Annotated in this window: 18 protein-coding genes; 3 read left to right on the plus strand and 15 right to left on the minus strand. The window is 57.3% G+C overall.

Annotation, left to right across the window (positions count from 1 at the left end):
- Positions 1-28: 28 nt before the first annotated feature.
- The 15 genes from Q0915_RS23045 to Q0915_RS23115 form a co-directional block, all read right to left on the minus strand.
- A complete protein-coding gene (locus tag Q0915_RS23045) occupies positions 29-466 on the minus strand; it encodes an SRPBCC family protein (protein WP_299479489.1) in 438 nt (145 codons plus the stop codon).
- On the minus strand, positions 466-3942 hold the full coding sequence (locus Q0915_RS23050; RefSeq protein ID WP_299479492.1) for a flotillin family protein: 3477 nt from the start codon (positions 3940-3942) through the stop codon (positions 466-468). The genes Q0915_RS23045 and Q0915_RS23050 overlap by 1 nt, the downstream gene beginning before the upstream one ends.
- 21 nt (positions 3943-3963) lie before the next feature.
- Positions 3964-4797, minus strand: a complete 834-nt coding sequence (locus Q0915_RS23055) for a phosphoenolpyruvate hydrolase family protein (protein WP_299480580.1) — start codon at positions 4795-4797, stop codon at positions 3964-3966.
- Positions 4794-6962 (minus strand): ABC transporter permease, encoded by a 2169-nt coding sequence (locus tag Q0915_RS23060; protein WP_299479495.1) that lies wholly within the window; start codon positions 6960-6962, stop codon positions 4794-4796. The genes Q0915_RS23055 and Q0915_RS23060 overlap by 4 nt, the downstream gene beginning before the upstream one ends.
- The gene (locus tag Q0915_RS23065) at positions 6955-7728 is read right to left on the minus strand and encodes an ABC transporter ATP-binding protein (RefSeq protein ID WP_299480582.1); all 774 of its coding nucleotides are present in this window, start codon (positions 7726-7728) and stop codon (positions 6955-6957) included. Before Q0915_RS23065 ends, Q0915_RS23060 begins: the two co-directional genes overlap by 8 nt.
- 38 nt (positions 7729-7766) lie before the next feature.
- On the minus strand, positions 7767-8834 hold the full coding sequence (locus Q0915_RS23070; protein ID WP_299479498.1) for a branched-chain amino acid ABC transporter permease: 1068 nt from the start codon (positions 8832-8834) through the stop codon (positions 7767-7769).
- A gap of 3 nt (positions 8835-8837) precedes the next feature.
- Entirely contained in the window at positions 8838-9851 is a 1014-nt protein-coding gene (locus tag Q0915_RS23075; RefSeq protein WP_299479501.1) for a branched-chain amino acid ABC transporter permease, read from the minus strand.
- A gap of 204 nt (positions 9852-10055) precedes the next feature.
- A complete protein-coding gene (locus Q0915_RS23080) occupies positions 10056-10889 on the minus strand; it encodes an AraC family transcriptional regulator (RefSeq protein ID WP_299479504.1) in 834 nt (277 codons plus the stop codon).
- Positions 10890-11038: 149 nt separating this feature from the next.
- Positions 11039-12469: an aldehyde dehydrogenase family protein gene (locus Q0915_RS23085; protein WP_299479507.1), complete on the minus strand. Its 1431-nt coding sequence runs from the start codon at positions 12467-12469 to the stop codon at positions 11039-11041.
- Entirely contained in the window at positions 12469-13617 is a 1149-nt protein-coding gene (locus tag Q0915_RS23090; protein WP_299479510.1) for an iron-containing alcohol dehydrogenase, read from the minus strand. The genes Q0915_RS23085 and Q0915_RS23090 overlap by 1 nt, the downstream gene beginning before the upstream one ends.
- 83 nt (positions 13618-13700) lie before the next feature.
- Complete coding sequence (locus Q0915_RS23095; RefSeq protein ID WP_299479513.1) at positions 13701-14957, minus strand: ABC transporter substrate-binding protein; 1257 nt, start codon at positions 14955-14957, stop codon at positions 13701-13703.
- 369 nt (positions 14958-15326) lie between these two features.
- Entirely contained in the window at positions 15327-15695 is a 369-nt protein-coding gene (locus Q0915_RS23100; RefSeq protein WP_299479516.1) for an antibiotic biosynthesis monooxygenase family protein, read from the minus strand.
- 227 nt (positions 15696-15922) lie between these two features.
- Positions 15923-16225 (minus strand): antibiotic biosynthesis monooxygenase family protein, encoded by a 303-nt coding sequence (locus tag Q0915_RS23105; protein WP_299479519.1) that lies wholly within the window; start codon positions 16223-16225, stop codon positions 15923-15925.
- A gap of 56 nt (positions 16226-16281) precedes the next feature.
- A complete protein-coding gene (locus Q0915_RS23110; RefSeq protein ID WP_299479522.1) occupies positions 16282-17541 on the minus strand; it encodes a ferric reductase-like transmembrane domain-containing protein in 1260 nt (419 codons plus the stop codon).
- 21 nt (positions 17542-17562) lie between these two features.
- Complete coding sequence (locus Q0915_RS23115) at positions 17563-18051, minus strand: hypothetical protein (RefSeq protein ID WP_299479525.1); 489 nt, start codon at positions 18049-18051, stop codon at positions 17563-17565.
- 136 nt (positions 18052-18187) lie between these two features.
- Here Q0915_RS23115 and Q0915_RS23120 point away from each other — a divergent pair, with 136 nt between their 5' ends.
- From Q0915_RS23120 to Q0915_RS23130, 3 genes are all read left to right on the plus strand, one after another.
- Positions 18188-18637 carry a MarR family transcriptional regulator gene (locus tag Q0915_RS23120; RefSeq protein WP_299479528.1) on the plus strand — a complete coding sequence of 150 codons (450 nt, stop codon included), beginning with the start codon at positions 18188-18190 and terminating at the stop codon, positions 18635-18637.
- A 90-nt stretch (positions 18638-18727) separates the two neighbouring features.
- On the plus strand, positions 18728-19159 hold the full coding sequence (locus Q0915_RS23125) for a MarR family transcriptional regulator (protein WP_299479531.1): 432 nt from the start codon (positions 18728-18730) through the stop codon (positions 19157-19159).
- A 279-nt stretch (positions 19160-19438) separates the two neighbouring features.
- Positions 19439-19954, plus strand: coding sequence for a redoxin domain-containing protein (locus Q0915_RS23130; RefSeq protein ID WP_299479534.1), 516 nt, complete (start codon positions 19439-19441; stop codon positions 19952-19954).
- The last annotated feature ends 120 nt before the right edge of the window (positions 19955-20074 follow it).

Below are 20074 nucleotides of genomic sequence, written 5' to 3' on the forward strand. Positions count from 1 at the left end.
CTCCTCTTTTGACAACGAAACCTTGCATTTAACCCCCGAAGTGCCTCTTCAGCGCGTCGAAACCTCCCTGAAAGACATTGGTGCCGATCCCGGCAACCAGTTCGTCTTCCTTCTCCGGTTCGCAGCTGAATTCGGCGGACCACTCGATGAACGTGCGATCGCCTTCGGTGACCGGTGTCAGCCGGAGTGTCGCAATGTAATCGCTGAGCGGCATCGGCCCCTCGAGCATCGAATAGCTGTAGAAAAGGTCGTAGTCGGACAGCCCGAGCAGCTGCTCACGGATGTTGTCACCGTTCTGCAAGTTGAAATTGCGAATGCAGCCGATCTTGTCTGCAGGCAGCGCGTCTTCAATCCGGCTCTCGCGGATCCGCGGGTGCCACTTCGGCAGGCCGTTGAAGTCACGGATCCGCTCCCACACCTTGGCGGCAGGCGCGCTTATAACCGAGGACGTATAGACGCGGGCCATTATTTGCTCTCCTTCGAAGAACCGGACCCTTTGGGCTTGTCATCGGCCTTCAGCCGCTTCATCTCATTTGCCGCGCGCGTCATGTCGTTGGCCGTGCGCATCACGTCCGACTTGGCCAGGTTCGAGCCGTCGATGCCGATATCGCTCAGCAGGCTGTCGACCATCGGGGCCTGGACGCGATAGCGCAGAGCCGAGTTGATGACCTCGTCCGTCGGGCTGCCGCCGCCACCGCCACCGGTGGCCGCTCCGTTGCCGTCCGCCCATCCGAGACCAGTCGCACCGTTGCCGCCGAGCTGCATGATCTTGATGTCGTTGATCTTCTCCAGTGGCTTGACCGATGCGGCGACAATGCCTTCGACGTGCTCCAGCATCTTGCGTTTGAAGAGGGAATGACGGGCACCATCGGTGAGGACGTTTTCCGCCTCGTTGATGAGCTTCTGGGCTTCGGCTTCCACCGCCTTGCGAATGCGTTCGGCTTCGGCCGCGATGCGTTTTTCCTCCGCATCCTTTTCTGCAAGCACCACATCGACCGACTTGCGGCGGGTAGCAACTTCGGTTTCCTGAGCCGTTTTGACCTTTTCCGCAGCTTCGGCAGCACGCGCCCGTGCGGCCTCGGCCTCTACAGCAGCTGCGCTTTCGTCAAGCGACTTCTTGTAGAGCTCGATGGCCTTGTCCATCTGGGCGCTTTCGACGGATTTCTCGCGCTCGATCTCCAAACGTCTGCGCTCCGTCTGATGACCGATGCGGGCATCGTCGAGGCCACGTTCCGACGCAATCTGCGCCCGTTCGATTTCCTCCTGGCTGACGATTTCGGCTTCGCGCAGCGCCTGGACGCGCGCGATCTCGAGCTGCTCGAGTACCTTCCTGCGCTCCAGCTTCTTGGCGTCGATCTCCTGCTCGGCGAGGATCTTCACTGCGTCGATGGACTTCGCCTTGGCGACCCTGGCCGCCTCGACGGCCTGATCCGCCGCCACCTGGGCTTCGTCGATCGCCTGGTTGCGGGCAATTTCCAGTGCGCGGATCTTTTCGTCCCGCGCGATCTTTTCCGCGGTCGTTTCCTGTTCCCGTGCAATCCGGACCTGCTCGACCGTGCGTCTGGATGACACTTCCGCCGTTTCGATCGCTTCGGTCTTTTCGATCTCGCGCGTGCGGATTTCCGCTTCCTTGGCGATCTCGGCCGTGCGAACCTTGTTCTCCTGCGCGATACGTGCTGCCTCCACCAGCTCCTGAGCGGAGATATTGGCAACATCGACCGCGCGGTTGCGGGCGATTTCGCGCTCTCTCAGATCCTGCTCGTATGCGATACGCTCGGCCGCGACTTTCTTTTCCTTCGCAATGCGTGCCGCTTCCGTTGCCTCGATCTTGGCAATTTCCGCCGCCTCGATGGCCTGTGCGCGGGCGACGTCGCGTTCCCGCGTCGTCTCTTCGCTCTCGATTCGCTGCAGCGTGATCTTGGCTTCCTGCGCGATCCTTGCCGCATCGACGGCTTCGCGCGCGGCAATCTCGGCTTCCTCGACAGCCTTGTTGCGGGCGATTTCGAGCCCGCGGGTCGCCTGTTCGAAGGAAATGCGTTCGGCCGCAATCACCTTCTCCTGGGCGATCCGTTTGGCTTCCGTTGCTTCCTTGGCCGCAATATTGGCCGCATCCAAGGCTGCCTGACGGGCAACATCGCGCTCATCGGTTGCCGCCTGCGCCGCAATGCGCTCGAAGGAGAGTTGCTTGTCCTGGGCGATCCGCGCCTTCTCAACGGCTTCGCGTGCAGCGATCTCTGCTTCATCGATCGCCTTGTTGGAGGAAATCTCCAGGTTCCGAATACGCTCTTCCTGGGCAATCCGGGTCTTGTTGGTTTCCTCACGCGCGGCGATCTGTGCGATATCAATCTCCCGCTGACGCTCAATCTCCAGTGCACGGGTCGCCTGCTCAGAGGCAATGCGCTCGGCGGAGAGTGCCTTTTCGCGGGCAATACGCGCCGCTTCTGTCGCCTTCTGGCTGGCGATTTCCGCCTCTTCCAGGATCTTCTGACGCTCGATTTCAAGGCGTCGGGTTTCGCGGTCGGCCTCGATACGCGATGCGTTGACAGTTTGCTCCTGCGCGACCCGCAGCTTTTCTGCGGCTTCACGTGAGGCGATCTCTGCCTGTTCCACTGCAAGATTGCGGGCGATTTCCCGCTCGCGGGTCGAGCGTTCGAACGTAATCCGCGCTTCCGTGACGGCTTCCTCCTGCGCGATTTTCGCCTTTTCGATCAGCTCGCGCGCGGCGATATCGGTTTCCTCGATCGTCTTCCGGCGCTCGATTTCAAGAGCTTCCGTTTCGCGATCCTTGGCAATGCGCGCCTCGGTCAGCGTCCGTTCCTGGGAAATCCGGGCCTTTTCGACTGCCTCCTTGGCAGCAATTTCGGCTGCTTCCGTCATTTGCTGCGTCTTGATGCGCTCTTCGGTGAGGTTCTTTTCCTGGCCGATGCGCGCTTTCTCGACAGCTTCGCGCGTTACGATTTCCGCTTCGTCTATGACCCGCTGACGGTCTATTTCCTTTTGGCGGACTTCCTTTTCGGACGCGATGCGCGCTTCCGAAATCAGCCGATCGTTTTCAATCCGTGCCGTTTCAATTGCTTCGCGGCTCAAAAGCGATGCCTGCTCGGCTTCCTTCTCCCGCTCTGCGCGTTCCCGAACAAGATCCGTGTGCTGCTGTGCGCGGCGGAATTCGATCTCGCGTTCCTGCTCCAGGCGCGCATGTTCGCTTTCACGCTCAATGTCGAGAACCTGCTTTTCCGCTTCCAGATTGCGAGAGCGGATGCGGATCATGGAGTCCTGCTCAATGTCGTTGCGCAGTTTCCGGCGATCCTCGATTTCACGGATGACGGTTGTCAGGCCCTCCGCATCAAAACGGTTCGAGGGGTTGAAATACTCGATACCGGTCTGGTCGATGTCGGTGATGGCAACGCTTTCCAGCTCCAGTCCGTTCTTGTCGAGCCCGATCTGAGCAGCTTCCAGCACCCGGCCGACATAGACATGGCGGCTTTCGTGAAGCTCTTCCATCGTCATTTCGGAGGCGACGGTTCTCAGCGCCGAGACGAATTTACCCGACAGCAGCGAGTGGATGCGCTCCGGCTCCAGCGTGCGCCGCCCAAGCGTTGAGGCCGCCAGGCTGACCGCAGTTTTCGTCTGACCGACGCGGACGTAAAACTCCGCATCCACGTCGACGCGCAACCGGTCTTTCGTGATAAGCGCATCTTCCTTTTCGCGCGTCAGTCCCATCTGCAGGGAATTCATGTTGACCGGTGTTATGTCGTGGATGATCGGCCACACAAAGGCGCCGCCATCGATCACGACCTTTTCTCCCAGGAACCCCGTTCGCACGAAGGCAACTTCCTTGGTTGAGCGGCGGTAGAGCCAATGCATCACCCAGTAAAGGATGAAGACAACAATAACCGCGAGAATGAGCCAAAGCACCAATTGCCCGATGAGCTGACCAGCCATGTTCGATCCTCCCACCCCGGCTCAAGAGCCGCGGATTTCCTTGAATTTTTTGGTTTGTTCGACGAGCGCAACTTCCGTCGGCAAGCGCTCCATCGACGATGCGCCGTAAAAGCCGTGGCAGTTGCGCGTATTCTTCAAGACGAATTCGGCGTCCTCGGGCATGGCGACAGGGCCGCCATGGACCAGAACGACGGCGTCCGGCTTAACTGCCAGTGCCGCCTCGGACCACTCATCGACGATTGCCGGACAGTCGGCGAGCTTCAGCGAGGTTTCTGCTCCGATGCTGCCTCCCGTCGTCAGGCCAAGGTGGCAGACGATTATGTCCGCACCTGCCCTTGCCATTGCCGTCGCATCCTCAGTGGAAAAGACGTAAGGCGTCGTGAGCATGTCCTTCTCGTGGGCCATCGCAATCATGTCCACCTCGAGCTGATAGGACATGCCGGTTTCCTCCAGATTGGCCCTGAAGTTGCCGTCGATCAGGCCGACGGTCGGAAAGTTTTGAACGCCTGAAAATCCGGCGGATTTCACTTCATCAAGGAACTTGTCCATCAGCCGAAACGGATCCGATGAACACACGCCGGCAAGTACGGGCGTGTTCTTCACGACAGGCAGGACTTCACCCGCCATTTCCATCACGACTGAGTTGGCGTCGCCATAAGGCATCAGACCGGCCAGACTGCCGCGGCCCGCCATCCGGTAACGGCCGGAGTTGTAGATCACAATGAGGTCGATCCCACCGGCTTCCTCGCCCTTGGCCGAGAGCCCAGTGCCGGCACCACCACCGATGATCGGCTCGCCGCGTGCGATCATCGCACGGTACTTTTCGACAAGCTGTTTGCGTTCGAACATGGTCAGTCTCCTGCTGCACGGCTGCGCCGGCTGGAATGGAAACCGCGGAAGGTTTCGACGATCAGGTCGGCAAATTCCGGGTCGTTGATATTGTGAGGAACCCTGATCAGCCTGCGTTCGCTGGTCTGACGGACGGTGTCTTCGAGTGATCGGAAAAGGGCCTCGTCGGCGGCCGGGTCGTGAAACGCCATGCCGGGGGCATCCAGCAGCGAGACGCCGCCTTCCGGCAGGAAGAAACGCACCGGGCCCGTCATCTCGTTGAGCCGCGATCCGATAAAGCGGCCCATTTCGATATTCTCATCCACGGTCGTGCGCATCAGCGTGATCTGCGGATTGTGTTCGTAGAAAAGACGTCCGCGATATTTCTCCGGCACGGTTTCAGGCGCATTGAAATTGACCATGTCGAGCGCGCCGCATGCGCCGATATAGGGAAGTCCTGCCCGGATCGATGCGCCGAACCTGTCCTCGTTCGCGGCGAAAACACCACCGGCGACCATGTCGCAGATTTCCGTGGTCGTCAGATCGACGACTGCTGCCAGCATGCCACTGTCCATCAGCTTTTCCATGGAACGCCCGCCGACGCCGGTCGCGTGGAAAACCAGGCAGTCGAAATCGCTCTCAAGCGCAGCCGTTACCTGCTGAACGCATGGCGTGGTCACGCCGAACATGGTCAAGCCGACTGCAGGCTTGGCATTGCGGACGGGCGTGCGTTTCTTGCGAGCCCGCACGGCACCCGCGAGCGCCCCGGCGCCATTGCCAAGAACTTCCCGGGTGATCGAATTCAGTCCCTGCACGTCCGCAACCGAATGCAGCATCATGATGTCGGACGGGCCGACATACTGCTCCACATTGCCGCTTGCGACGGTAGATACGATCACTTTCGGGATACCAACCGGAAGGGTCCGCATGGCAGGACTGACAAGCGCCGTGCCGCCGGAACCGCCTGCGGAAATGACCCCGGCGACATCGGTCTGTGCCCGCATCCACCGCTCGAAAGCGAGGGTCATGCCGGCAACCGCGGTTCCCCGATCGCCGGTGAAGACACCATTGGCGCCACGTGGGTGAAAGGCCGCGACTGCGTGTGGCGGGACTTCCGCGCCGGACGGTTTCCCGCTTGTCGACAGGTCCACAAGGCGAACCGTCAGGTCCTCCGCCTTCAGGACGTCGCGCATGTAGCGAAGTTCCTCGCCCTTGGTATCTAGCGTTCCAGCGACATAGACCGTCGCTCCTCCGGACGTGCGCTGTGCATAGAGCGGCGTGACATTCTGTGTCGCCGAAGCAGCCACGGAGGTGCTTGTCCGGGAGGTGTTTTCAATGACACGAACAGGCACAGGCCGTGACCAGCGTGTCGGCGTTTTAGGATTGGAGAGGTAGATCCGTTGGACATGCGGTGATGACGGGGCTGCCTGATCCGGCTCCTGTTCTCGAACGGGGGCTGGTGTTTCGTCGTGGGCATGGCGTCCGACACCGAGCAAGGCCTGCTGCAAATCCCGGTCCGATGCCAACTGGGACGACGGCAAAATGCGGTTGATGCGGCCATTGACCATGATCGCGACCTGATCGGCAACCGCGCAGGCAACGCCGATATTCTGCTCAATCACCAGAACGTCGATATCACCTTCTTGGCCAAGGCGGACCAGCATTTCGGCGACCTGATTGACGATCACGGGCGCCAACCCCTCGGTAGGCTCGTCCATGACCAGCAATTTCGGATTGAGCAGCAGGGCCCGGCCGATCGCCAGCATTTGCTGTTCGCCGCCCGAGAGCTGCGCGCCGCCGTTGTTTCGCCGTTCCGCCAGCCGGGGGAAGATTGAATAGACACGTTCCGGTGTCCAGGCACCACCGCGCCGCGCAACCAGCTTCAGATGCTCGTCGACGGTCAGCGATCTCCAAAGACGCCGCCCCTGTGGCACATAGCCAATGCCGAGACGCGCGATTTCCGCAGGTCCAAGCCCCGACAGATTTCTGCCGGACAGGCTGATTGAACCGGACGCAACCGGAACGAGACCCATAATCGCCTTGCAGGTCGTCGTCTTGCCCATGCCGTTGCGCCCGACAACGGACAGGACGCCATGATCCAGTGTCAGATTGACCCCTTGCAAGGCGTGCGACTGGCCGTAGAAAACATTGAGGTCCTTGATCTCCAAAGCGGGAGAGGAGCGTTCAGCCATGACCAAGCCCCTCCTCGCCGCCGAGATAGAGTGCCTGCACTTCCTCGTCGTCTTCGATTTCCGCCGGTTTGCCTTCTTTGAAGATCCGCCCGTTGTGCATCATCGTGACTGACTCGGCGACACGCAGGGCGACATCCATGTCGTGTTCGATGATGATGAAGCCCATGTGACCCGGCAATCCGGTCAGGATTTCGATAAGCTCCTGCCGTTCAGCCGGCGAAAGCCCTGCAGCGGGTTCGTCAAAGAGGATAAAGCGTGGAGCGCCGGACAGGGCCATGGCGATTTCCAACTGCCGCTGCTGCCCGTAGGACAACTCCGATACCCTTGTGTCACGCACCTCATCCAGATGAACCACATGCACAAGATTTTCGGCACTGGCCATCAGCGCATCGTCGCGGCGGGGCCTAAGGAATGAAAACCGCCCTCGCGACACGCCGCAGCAGGCGAGATAGACGTTGTCAAGAACCGACAGTCCGGTGAAGAGCAGCGAGATCTGATAGGTTCTGCGCAATCCGCGCCGAATGCGTTCCTGTGCGGGAAAGGCGGCCACTTCCTCGCCGAAAAACCGGATAGAGCCAGTTGACGGCGCAAAATCTCCGGTTATGCAATTGAACAATGTGGTTTTCCCGGCACCATTCGATCCCAGCACGGCGCGCCGTTCGCCGGGTTTGACGATCAGGTCTATGTCGGCAAGCGCCGCCAACGCTCCGAACAGTTTGCTGACGCCGCGCAGTTCCAGTGCGTTCGCCGTGCCGGTGACGCTCAGACGGTCGGAGACAGATGTGCCGGATGTGTCGAGGAACGTCACAGGCGGTCCTCGCTTCTGTCCAGAAGGGGATCACGCTTGCGGTATTCCTGCCAGCGGTCCCAAAGCCCCAGCAAACCGTCGGGTGAAAAGAAGACGATCGCCAGGAACCCAAGTCCGATCAGCAGCTGGAAACGCTCACCGCTCAAGCCGACCGACAACAAGATGTCGATCGCGAAAGTCTTCAGGAGAACGTAGATAAACGCACCGATGAACGGCCCGATCGGCCGGCTCATTCCACCGATCACCGCGATCACCAGAATATCGATCGCCGGGCCGATACCTGCCGTTCCGGGGGAAATCTGGGCGGATTGCCAGGTCAGCAGAATACCGCCCGTGCCGGCGATCAAAGCGGCAAACGCATAGGCCGCGATCCGATGGGCATTCACGCTGTAGCCAAGTGCCGCCATGCGCCGGGGATTGTCACGTACGCCCTGGAGCGCCAGTCCGAAGGGGGCTCGCGATATGTAGAGCACGACGAAATAGGAGACAGCAGCCCAGAACAGCGTCAGGTAATAAAACGGGATGCTCTGACGCCAGTCGACACCAAACAAGTTTGGCGGCAAGACGCCGTTGAACCCTGAAAACCCATTGAAAACAACGTAATTTTGACGTGTGAAATAGAAGAACGCTGCTGCGACCGCGAGCGTGATCATGATCGTATAGATGCCTTCGGTACGAACGGCCAGCGACCCGACGATCGTTCCGAACACCATTGCAACAATCAGTGCAAGGGGGATGGCTATGTACCATGGCCAGCCCAGGCTGATATCCGTGATCGCGCTGTCACCAAAGATCGCAACCATATAACCGGCGAGGCCTGCCACCGACATCTGGACCAGGCTCACCATGCCGCCATAACCGCCAAGAAACATCAGGCTGAGCGAGATCATGCCAAGGATGAACGACCATCCGAATACCTGGTAGAGCGTGAATTCGCTGGCAAAAGCGGGCATGATCAGCAACGCAATGCAAACAATCCAGTAGCTGGCGGGAATACGTTCGAACCAGACGCGCTGACGCGCGTCATGCACCTTGGGTCTCGGATTAGTCTCAACCAGTGCCATCCGTCACGACCTTCCCATCAGGCCCTGCGGCCGGAACGCGAGCACCAGAACCATGATCAGGAAGGTGAGCACGACCGCATAGGTTGGGAAATAGACCGAGCCGAATTGCTCCGCGAGGCCGATGAGGAGCGCACCGAGTGCAGCGCCTGTGATCGAGCCCATGCCACCGACGATTACGACGACAAGGGAAGCCAGGAGAAACCTGATGTCTTCCCCGGGAGCGACGGACTGGAATGTACCGCCGACAACGCCTGCGATCCCCGCAAGACCTGCGCCGAAGGCAAATACGCCGACAAAGACCAGTTGAATACGTGCACCGGTCGCAGACAGCATGTCCCTGTCATCGACCCCGGCGCGGATCATCATGCCGATCTGCGTCCGGTTGAGGATCATCCACATGGCAACACCGATGACGACAGATGCCAGGAAGATCACGACCCTGACCACCGGATACTTCAGGTAGATCAGTTCACCAGACGAGCGTTTCACACCCGTTACGAACAGGGTTTCCATCGGTCCACTCAGCCAGCTGGGCGGAGAGATGTTATAAAAGTCTCCTCCAACCCCCCAAAGCATCAGGTCCGCCATGACGATGGAAATTCCGATCGTAACGAGCGTTTGCCTTAGATCCTGACCTTCCATCCGGCGGAAGATGAAGATCTGCATGAGAATGCCGACAATCGCGACGAGAACGAAGGCGACGGGAAAGGCGAGCAGCCAGTAGCCGGTGGAGCTGGCAACGAAATAGCCGATATACCCGCCCAGCAGGTAAAGCGAGCCATGTGCGAGATTGACATTCCGCATCAGCCCGAAAATGAGGGTGAAGCCGCTGGCGACCAGGAAATAGAGACCACCCAGCGTGATGCCGTTAAACACTGCGTTCAGGAACACTTTCTTGCGGCCGATGACATCCACGAGTTCTTTCGGCCACACGGCGAAAATCAGCCAGATGAAAATGGCCACTGCCAGCAGTATGATGATCGTCCAGCCGGGATGCCGGGATGCAAAATCTCTCATGCGAAGCTCCTGCACCCTCCACCGGTTGTCTGACCGACAAAGTCATGTCGCATCTTGCGACGCCCTCCCATAGCGCGTTCGACACACAGGTCGTTTGCTTATGGAAAGGCTAAGTGCGAAGCTCCGGAATCGACGTACCCGATAGTCTTCTCTGTTGGCCTATCATCGGCATAATTGAGGTCGCCCGACTTTCGCTCAGGCTGCTCAGGTGACGTGGGCCACTCGGCGGTAATCGCTCGGCGGGATGCCGACATTCGACGAGAAGAATCTCGTGAAGCTTGCCTGCGAGGAAAAGCCCAGATCGTAGCTGATTTCGGTGACCGACTTGTCGGTCGTCATGAGATCGGAAATGGCCTGTTCCGCGCGCAGCGTATTCAGGTAGAGGTTGGGCGTGATACCCATTTGCTTCTTGAAAAGCTTGAAGAAATGCGGCCGGGACAAGCCGACTTCACGTGCCAGCCACTCGACCTCGACCTCTTCCGTATAGTTTTCCTGCATGAGCCTGAGCGACCGGCGTACCCTGTAGTCGGTAAAGCGATGGCGACTGTCGCTCAAAACGGAATTGCGGTCGGCGTGCCGCCAGGATTGCTCGAAACACTGCAACGTTGTCCGGTAGAGATACCCATCGAACAGGTGATCATTGCCGCCATCGAGCAGAAGCGACGTCAGTCGCTTTACCCAATTGGAAACATCAGGCGTCATGGAGATAAAAGATCTGCCGAAATTCAAAGCGAATTCAGCTGATTGGCTGTTTTCCAGGAACCAGATCGGCTTGATATACAGCACCAGGCAAAGGCAGGCTTCCGTCGGGTGCTGGTCCTTCAGGTAAAAGCTGTGCTGTTCCCATGGACTTACCGCTACGGCGGTGTTCTTGTCCGCGGCGATCCAGCGCCCCGAAACACTGACCTTTGCTTCCGCTCCGCTCAGATAGAAGATGAGATGCCCTTCTCGGTGGGCATGGGTGATGATTGGCTTATCCAGCTTATAAAGAGCTGCGCGCCCGAATTCACCGTGGTGAACGGATATCGCTTCGCTCATAGTCCCCTCCTCCCGAGGATTATCGCGGCAGTTTTATTTTTTGTTTCCTGAATTAAACCTCGTAAAATTGCTTATTTGCAAGACAAAGCGCCTCACAAAGAGACTTAGAGTTACGAAATCAGACTGATATTCATGCTGCAATGCAGTAGTCAGGCGCGTACGTATCCAGTTTTAACTGTACTGAAAAACTCGCTTGCATAGCGGCCCTGTTCTCTCGGCCCATAGCTTGAGCCCTTCCTGCCGCCGAACGGAACGTGGTAGTCGACGCCTGCGGTGGGCAGGTTGACCATGACCATGCCGGCCTTTGCGTTCTTGCGAAAATGCGCCGCGTGTTTGAGGCTGGTCGTGCATACGCCGGAGCACAGTCCGAACTCCGTCTCGTTGGCAGTCCAAAGAGCTTGTTCGTAATTCTTCACCCTGATCACGGCTGCAACTGGCCCGAAGACCTCTTCGGTGTTGATGCGCATATCGTTGGTGGTGTCGGTGAAGAGCGCGGGCTGCAGGAAATAACCCTCCGTCTCACGACGCAGCAGCTCGCCACCGCAACGCAGGTTTCCCCCCTGCGAGCGGCCGATATCGATGTATTTCAGATCCGTTTGAAGCTGGTCCGCGCTTGCGACCGGCCCGATATCCGTTCCCTCCGCAAGAGCGTGACCGACGCTTAGCGCCTTGCAACGTTCAACCAGCCTTTCCACAAATCGGCCGAAAATACCCTCGGTCACAATCAGGCGCGAAGACGCCGTGCAACGTTGACCGGTCGCGAAATACGCTCCATCAACTGCGACTTCGACGGCCTGGTCGAGATCCGCATCGTCGAGCACCACAAGGGGATTTTTGCCACCCATTTCGAGCTGGACCTTGCGAAGATGCTTGAGACACGCTTCCGCCACTCTGTGTCCGACACCCTGAGACCCGGTGAATGTAATGCCGTCTATTTGCGGCGCGTCGAGCAGCGTCTGGCCAACAATCGACCCTTTCCCGGTCACCAGGTTCAGGACGCCATCCGGCAGGCCTGCCCTTTTGAGAATGTCCGCCAGAACCCACGCGCAACCTGGCACCAGTTCAGCCGGCTTGAACACCACGGCGTTGCCATGGCAAAGCGCCGGCGCAATTTTCCACGAGGGGATAGCGATCGGGAAATTCCAAGGTGTGATAATGCCGACAACGCCCAGAGGTTCCCGTGTCACCTCAACATCTATTCCCGGACGCACTGAACGGACCAGATCGCCCGTCTGGCGGACGCATTCGCCGGCAAAGAAACGGAAAATGTTCGCGGCACGGTCCGTTTCCAGAATCCCTTCGCGAAGCGTTTTCCCCTCTTCGCGCGACAGCAACGTGCCGATTTCCTGCTTGCGGGCGGCCAATTCATCCGCGGTCCTGTTCAGGATCTCAAACCGTTCCTGGGGTGTGGTCTCAGCCCACCTGGGCGCCGCGGTAACCGCCGCTTCAATTGCGGCCTGTGTTTCAGGAACACCGGCATGGGCATAAAGGTCGATGACTTCAGCGGTGTCCGAAGGGTTCCGGTTTTCCGCCGCACTCGCCGACGTCACCCATTCCCCGTTGATCAGCAAAGGTTTCATCAGGCGACCCGGTTTTCCAGATGGACGGATTTCATGATTGAAAAGAGGCTGGAACTGCTGAGCGCGCGCGGACTGCGTACAGCCGCAAGATCGGATGCGGCCAGATCTGCCGCGATCCGGAGCTCTTCTTCGCCGATACCCATTTCCGCAAGGCTTCCGGGAAGCGGTAGCGCCTGAAGAAATTCCGTGACGCTGCTCGCGGGCGTACCGTCTCCCCCCGGACTGAAGAGATTTTGCAAGGTCGTGAACTTGTCGCGCGCAGCATCCGCATTGAACTGCAGGACGGCAGGAAGCAACAGGCGGCTCAGGGCGCCGGGATCGAGACGCCGTTTCACGACGGTTTCCAGAGCACACCCGATGGCGTGAATGGTTCCAAGCCCCTTTTGAAGCGCCAGCGCGCCGTTCAGACTTGCGGCCATCATTTCCCGGCGGGCGGTTACGCTGTCATTTTCCAGCACAGAATGAAGATTGGCGAGAACCCGGCCAAGCCCGTCGAGCGCGATCCCGTCAGCCGGCGGATTATAGCCGGGCGACAGATAGGCTTCGACACACCGGCCAAGAGCATCCGCGCCTGCACTTGCACTTTCAATGGGGCTCGCCCCCAAGGTCAGCGTCGGGTCGCAGATTGTAACCGTCGGCACCAGTTTCTTGCACATCAGCCGGGTGCGTTCACCGTCCATCAGAACGACAGGCGCATGCGCACTCACTGCGGACCCGAACCCCTGAATACTGGGAACCGCGTAAAGATCCGGCAAACTGTCCCCGATCCTGCGAGAACCGCCGGTGGCATAGGAAAAGGTCTCAAGCGGCGCTTCATGCGCAATCGAAATGCGCGAGATTTTCGCCAGATCGATTGCCGTATTGCGGCCAAAGGCAATCAGCAGATCGCGACTGGTAGACTCAAATGTCTCGGCAACTCGGCGCGCGGCTTGCTCGTTGGGTATTTCGGGAATATCGCTGATGACCTCAATAGACGTACGGACGGGCAGTCCAGCAAGCAATCGCTCGTAAAGTTCGCTGTTGAGGTGCGTCTCATCCGTTACGATGAGCGGCCGGGTCTTGCGATTGACTTCCACTTCCGACCATAGCGCTTCTTCCAAAACGCCATCGGCAAAGTGCACTCGCGTGACGTATGTGATCAAAGTCATCGCCAGATCTCAAGAAGAAGCTGTGACAGCCTGCGGCCTGGAACGGGAACCGGGCGGCGGCTAGGCCGCCCGGCACTTTGCGGTCAGTAAGACGCCTTGCACTCAGGCGTTTCGCGGCTTGGGAGGCCGATCTTTGCAAACACTTCCGGATCGATGCCCAGCGTTTGCGGAACATTGTCCTTGATCGCGACGAGCTTGGTTACGAGCGTACCGTCTTCCTGCTCTGCCACTTCGGACACGAAATTGGCACCAATCGCCTGGCGGTTGCCATCAAGCGTTATCTTGCCGTTCGGTGCGTCCAGTTCGAGGTTGGAAAGGCATGCGCGGAACTTGGCGTGACCGTCGGACAAGTCACCGCCGACTTCGTCAAGGCAAGTCATCGCCGCTGAGGTCGCGTTGTAGTATCCGGTCGCGAGAAGCGACGGGCTCGGGAACCGCTGATCCGGCGGGAACGCGTCCTGATAAGCCTTCACATAGGCCTTCCAGTTGGCATCGTCCCAGGTATCTGCCTGCGGACCGGCAGAAGGTGTGCCGATGAGCGCGTTTTTCGCGTCACCCTTGGAGTTGAGAACCGTGCCGTCAACCATGATCGAACCGCCGATCAGGTTGGCATCGCCACCGGCCTGCTGATACTGGTTGAGGAAGTTGACGGCATCACCGCCACCCAGGCCGAGATAGATCGCGTCAACGTCGTCCGGAAGCGAGGCAATGATCGAGCCGAAATCCTTGGTGCCGAGAGGAACCCAGAAGCGTTCGGTGATTTCGCCGCCAGCCTGGCAAAATTCAAGCGCAAAACCGAAGACCTGCGTATAGATAAAGGAATAGTCCTCACCGATCGTTGCGACGGATTTCCAACCCTTTTCGTTGAAAACATAGTCCCCAAGGCCCGCGGACCACTGAGCGCCGTCCGTGTTGAAACGAAAGAAGTTATCGGACGGTGTGACGTAAGTTGTCTCTTGCGCGCCGGAGATCCCGTTCAGGAAAGTGACTTGCGGCTGTGTCTTGGAATAGTCGCGAATTGCGATGCCTTCGGATCCAGACAGCGGGCCGATGACAATATCAACCTTGTCTTGCTCCACCAGCTTGCGAGCGCCTCGAACAGCACTGTCCGGAGACGCATCCGTTGATTGAATAATCAATTCGATATCACGCCCGCCGGCTTGTTCGCCCTTGACGGCCATCGCGGTTTTCAGACCGCGCACGCCATCTTCGCCAAGGACCGTATAGGTACCTTCAAGCGTTGCCAGTACACCCACTTTCAGGGGCCCGTCCGACGCAAATGCAGCGCCGGTCGACAGGAATGCGGCCGCGGAGACAGCGGCCAGAAGATGCTTTTTCATCCGTTCCTCCCAACGAATCAACAGCCGCTTTTGACCACACAGGAGACCGGAATCCTTCAGAAAAACCGGCCAGCACTTGTGTCTACGGCAATGGATCCAGCATGCGCCAGAGAGGAGTTTCTACCTATCTCGGAGAGTGCGGGTGATATAACGCACAGTCTGTTTTTGAGGGTGTCATCCTTTGAAAGGGACGCGCGGAAAGCAAGGTGAAACATGAGCAAACCGAAGACAGATGAGGAAAGCAACAGTTTCACACGACACGCGAAAATCCAGTAGCCGAGGCGGAAGCCTCCAAGATCGAAGAGAATACCGGCAACGCCTGAAGGTTCCAGTTCCGCGTTGCCGGCGAGGACGCAATACAACGGTTGGCTAGTCCCTGATCACCTCATAAAGGTTGGGGTTTGGGATAACGCCTTCGATGCGAGGCAGGATTTTGGAATCTCGCATCTTTGTTGTCGCAGCCTTGTATTGCTCGGCCGTTTCCCACTGAGCGACGTTAATCAAAAGATATGTTGCGTCAGTCGAAAGTGATCGATGCAATTTAGTTGAGACATAGCCGGGCTGGTCATCCAGGAAGTCTCTCGCGATGTCCCACATGGCGATTGCTTCGTCTAGCGACTCGACCGGTACCGTAAAGGCGTTGATCAGCACAACATTCTCACTCGCGTCCTGAGCCTGCGCTGTAGCGGATCCAAGAGCCAGTGCTAAAGCGGTCGCGAAAGTGGCGAGGTTTTTCATGATGTTTTCCTTTCGAACTAGCGTCAGTTCATGACTGCTTACTTGCATAGCGCGCTATGCATTTTGACGAATGACCCCACGTTTTCTCCCTCATCTACCCCTGAATTCTGCTTGGTGAATATGTCCAAGTTAAAGAGAACGCGTCCACCTGCAGAACCTCATAAACCTTTGTGAGGGGCCTCGGGGACGGTAGACACGGCCAGAGACTACAGTGACGGTCAACGAACCTAAGTCCGTATTACAGAATAAAGAGCGGGAGCGGGAACCACCCCCTCAACCTCAGGAAAGACGGCATATTCCTTCATTGCCGCCGTCGCGGCTTTGAAGGCCTCGGAAGTCTCCCATTCTGCAACATTGATCAGCAGATATTGCGCATCAGGCGAATGCGACTGATGCAGCTTTGTTGAAATGTATCCCGGCTGCTGTCTGAGGAAGTCGCGTCCGGCTTCCCATGCCCTTATTGCTTCCTCAAGTCTGTCTTTTGGAGCAACAAAGGGATTGATGAGTATGACCGGATTGTGGGCACTCATGGCGTGTCTCCTTCTTAGATTTGGTTAGAACCTGTCATCCGCTGCCACAGCGCGCGTTAGCGAAACTCAAACGCTTCGGTGTGGATTCTGTTGAGAGCTACGCCTTCCTTTTTCAGGTCGCGGCGCAGCGCATCTATCATCGGCTTGGGACCGCACATGAAATAGTCATAGGTGCCGAGGGCGTCCGGCAGCTTTTCTTTCATGATTTTCACACGTGCGAATTCTCCCCGATCGGAGTAAAGCGGATGAATTGTGACACCCTGCAATTTGGCGCAAATTCTGATGAGTTCGCCCAGAAACAGCGCTTCGTTCTCCTCCCTGACCGCATAAACGAGATGGATATGGCGCTGATCGTCTTCCTTCATGGCACGGAGCTTTGAAAGGAAGGGGGTGATGCCGATCCCTCCCGCAAGCCAGATTTGCTTGTCTCCGGCCTTGGTATAGTCAAATCGTCCATAGGGACCGCGCACCTGCACCTTGCCGCCCGGTTTCAACTTTTCGCGCACCTTTCGCGTCCAATCGCCAAGGACCTTCATCGTAAAGCGCAGCCGGTCTTCGCCAGGAGAGCTGGAAATCGTAAATGGATGGGGTTCGTTCCAATCCTTCCCCTCGATCTCCACGAACGCAAATTGTCCGGGCTTGAAGTCAAAGACCTTATCGACGGGTTTCAAAACAACTTCGGTCGCACGCTCCAAAGCGTTGACAGATTCGATCGTAAAATTCTGTGCCGTCCGGCGGTTCATGCCAAAAACAGAATAAAAAGCGGAAATCACACCCATTGCGCCGGCGATCATCAAAACAGTGCCGGAGGCGCTGAATTTCTGAAAGAAGATGGTCGGTGCGGTCATGAAGTGTCCGACCACCAGCAAATAGACCAACACCATGCTGCGATGGGTCGGACGCCAGAGCGAATATCTGATCTTGCGATTCAAGGCGATGAAGAGACCCAGCACCAGAACAATCAAGGCGAACATGCCAAGAGGCGCGGAAGGCACCAAAGGGTGCAGGGACGGATCAACACCAGTGGGTAAATCTTTGGGCACACCGAAGAAATGTCCAAGGGCAAAAACAGCCGTAGAAACCCCCGCTACCCGGTGGACCTGATACATTCTGTCCAGGCCGCCAAACATGTCTTCAAGGACGCTCAGTCGTGTGGACAATACAACCGAGCTTGTCATCAGGAGAAAGGCGATGCCTCCCAGCATAGTGGTTATCGTCGTGCGCATATCATGGTCTTCGGGCGCGAAAACAATGTGCGAAACGATGAACACAGCGATAATCGCGCCTATGGCTAAAATCCCAGGCTTAAACGACATTTTCAGGTTCCCTGACTTTGCTCAAAGACCGGTGATTGCTGCGCGATAGGCAACGTTTACGAGATAGCCATGCAAGAACTCGTCACGGGTAAGGAATGCATCGTCGTTGGCGTCAGCACGGGTAAAGTCCCAGACCATTGCCTTGTGGTACTCCTGACGGCGTAGCTTGCCGTCACCGTCACGATCCCAAACGGCAAAGAGAATTTTCTGAGCAGCCTCGTAAGCTTGTTTCTGGCCGCTGTCTTCAGCAATGAAATTGAAGCCGAAATCCCATTCTGTGAATTCTGGGAAGTCGATAAATCCGCTCTCGTCATGGTCCATGGATTCGAAAATGAGGCGGCCAAAATTGACGAACTCACCTATGTCAACCATGCCATTGGGATTGTCTTCAATCGAACCGAAGATGTCCTCGGCCAACTGGCGACCCGGTGTGACTTCTTCTGCAAGCGACAGCCCAGTGTAAGTACAAAGAACCAACGTCAAAGTGCAGGCAATCCTGAGCGATTTCATCTCGGTTTCCTTTCGCAAAAAAGAATATAGCGCGCTATGCTTTTGCTTGGCACATGACCGCGAACCAAAGCATTGCCAATTTATGGATAGCAGACTATGTTAATTTTGCATAGCCTGCAATGCAAAAAGGTGTCACATGAATTTTTCGCGCGAAACTTCCATCGGATATCTCCTCAATCACCTCGCGCGCTTGTTCTCAAACGCGCTGCAGCAGCGCATTAAGCCACTTGGCCTTTCAACGGGAGTGTTTCCCGTCATGATCCATCTGTGGGAAAATGACGGCATAACGCAAAAGCAGTTGGTCGATCTCGTTGGAATTGAGCAGGCAACCATGGCCAATACGCTGAACAGGATGGAACGCGATGGCCTCGTCATCCGAAAAAAGGGACCCAAAGATGCGCGTGAACGTCAGGTTTATCTGACCGAACTGGGTTTAGCGTTGCGGGATCCGGCTTTGAACGAGGCTTCCACGCAAAATGAGGCACTATTGGCGGGATTAACAGGCGCGGAGCAACGTCAGTTGATTTCTTTGGCGTCCAAGCTCCTGATGACACTAAACATGGATTCAAGTTTGGAGGAGCGGTAATGTACGGCGCTACCATTGTGTGAAAACAAATGTGCCAACAGCTCGTTAGAATTCATTGCATTCCATGCTATGTAATTCTACAAAAGCCCTATGAGTTTTGAACGGAACACTTCAGCTGGATATCTCATCCATCACGTCGCCCGCCTGTTTTTTGAAGGTTTGCGCAAGCGGATTGAGCCATTGGGAATTGTGCCTGGGCAGTTCCCTGCACTGCTTGCACTCTGGCAGCAGGATGGTCAAACGCAAAAGGAACTCGTTGAAAAGCTCGATATAGAACAAGCAACAATGGCGAATACCCTCAATAGAATGGAGCGAGACGGACTCGTCGTGCGCAAAGACCATCCGACGGACGGGCGGGCCAAGATCGTATATCTGACAGAGAAAGCACGTTCGATCCGTGAGGAAGCCTACACAGCTGCGGCAAGTGTCAATGATATGGCCCTGGTCGATCTGTCATCTGAAGAGCGTGAGCAGTTTATTGGTTTCATGCAACGCATAATCCGCACGTATCCCAAGTCTTGATCTGCAACGATCAATAGCCACTTCATTTTGCCAAACAGAGAACGCACGATGCATCGGCGGTAAGGAAATATGGCATCTTCCGCAATGCGCTGAAAGCAGGCCCTGACGAACGCTTGAGCCGGGTGAAGGCGATTACCGGCAAGACGCGAAGCCCGGAAACGTTGTAAGTCGCCGACCCGGATCTGCTGCCCAAATCAATCCCGACAAGAACTTGAAGGTACAGGCAATGGCGGGTATTCAGGTCTTCCTGCCCGCAACTCACATTTGACAGGATTTCCCGTGACCTCGCCCAAGCCCAATGTCAACGCTCCGGTGCCCTCCCTCAACCTGCCGAAACTCGGAGGCGGCTCCGTACAAATCGGTGCGCCGAAGGACCGGTGGACGATGCTGTTCGTTTATCGCGGCAAGCATTGCCCGCGCTGCAAGCGGTTTTTGAACAAGCTGGATGCCGCGCTGCCGGATTGGACCGCCGTCATGGATGTGGTGGTCGTATCTACAGATACCGAGGAGAAAGCCAAGGCAGATCAGGCGGAATTCGGTTGGGCCTTTGATTTGTGTTACGGGCTGACCGAAGATCAGGCGCGCGCGCTCGGGCTATACGTGTCGGATCCACTGTCCGAAGCTGAAACGTCGGACCGCTTTGCAGAACCCGGGGCGTTCGGCATCCGCCCTGACGGCACGCTGATGCTGGTTGATATTTCAAACGGACCTGCAGCACGGCCCGACCTCGAAGAGTTGCTCGACGGCATGATCTTCAACATCAACAACAACCGCCCGACCCGCGGCACAGCTTAGCGGCTCAAGATGGCAGTGGTTTCAAACCATCACATGCGCTTGGCCGACGCCAGCCTACTCGTGTTCTAATTTTTCGCTTGATGCATTAAGCAGTTGAGTGCCAAGGTACAACGCGTCCGA

Source organism: uncultured Roseibium sp. (assembly GCF_947494555.1).
GTDB lineage: Bacteria > Pseudomonadota > Alphaproteobacteria > Rhizobiales > Stappiaceae > Roseibium.

Bases quoted from the DNA above. Each gene is read 5' to 3' on its own strand.
- Q0915_RS23110 (WP_299479522.1), bottom strand. From the start codon at position 17,541: ATGTCGTTTAAGCCTGGGATTTTAGCCATAGGCGCGATTATCGCTGTG.
- Q0915_RS23080 (WP_299479504.1), bottom strand. From the start codon at position 10,889: ATGAGCGAAGCGATATCCGTTCACCACGGTGAATTCGGGCGCGCAGCT.
- Q0915_RS23050 (WP_299479492.1), bottom strand. From the start codon at position 3,942: ATGGCTGGTCAGCTCATCGGGCAATTGGTGCTTTGGCTCATTCTCGCG.
- Q0915_RS23125 (WP_299479531.1), top strand. From the start codon at position 18,728: ATGAGTTTTGAACGGAACACTTCAGCTGGATATCTCATCCATCACGTC.
- Q0915_RS23095 (WP_299479513.1), bottom strand. From the start codon at position 14,957: ATGAAAAAGCATCTTCTGGCCGCTGTCTCCGCGGCCGCATTCCTGTCG.
- Q0915_RS23070 (WP_299479498.1), bottom strand. From the start codon at position 8,834: ATGGCACTGGTTGAGACTAATCCGAGACCCAAGGTGCATGACGCGCGT.
- Q0915_RS23085 (WP_299479507.1), bottom strand. From the start codon at position 12,469: ATGAAACCTTTGCTGATCAACGGGGAATGGGTGACGTCGGCGAGTGCG.
- Q0915_RS23045 (WP_299479489.1), bottom strand. From the start codon at position 466: ATGGCCCGCGTCTATACGTCCTCGGTTATAAGCGCGCCTGCCGCCAAG.
- Q0915_RS23105 (WP_299479519.1), bottom strand. From the start codon at position 16,225: ATGAGTGCCCACAATCCGGTCATACTCATCAATCCCTTTGTTGCTCCA.
- Q0915_RS23060 (WP_299479495.1), bottom strand. From the start codon at position 6,962: ATGGCTGAACGCTCCTCTCCCGCTTTGGAGATCAAGGACCTCAATGTT.
- Q0915_RS23115 (WP_299479525.1), bottom strand. From the start codon at position 18,051: ATGAAATCGCTCAGGATTGCCTGCACTTTGACGTTGGTTCTTTGTACT.
- Q0915_RS23075 (WP_299479501.1), bottom strand. From the start codon at position 9,851: ATGAGAGATTTTGCATCCCGGCATCCCGGCTGGACGATCATCATACTG.
- Q0915_RS23120 (WP_299479528.1), top strand. From the start codon at position 18,188: ATGAATTTTTCGCGCGAAACTTCCATCGGATATCTCCTCAATCACCTC.
- Q0915_RS23100 (WP_299479516.1), bottom strand. From the start codon at position 15,695: ATGAAAAACCTCGCCACTTTCGCGACCGCTTTAGCACTGGCTCTTGGA.
- Q0915_RS23090 (WP_299479510.1), bottom strand. From the start codon at position 13,617: ATGACTTTGATCACATACGTCACGCGAGTGCACTTTGCCGATGGCGTT.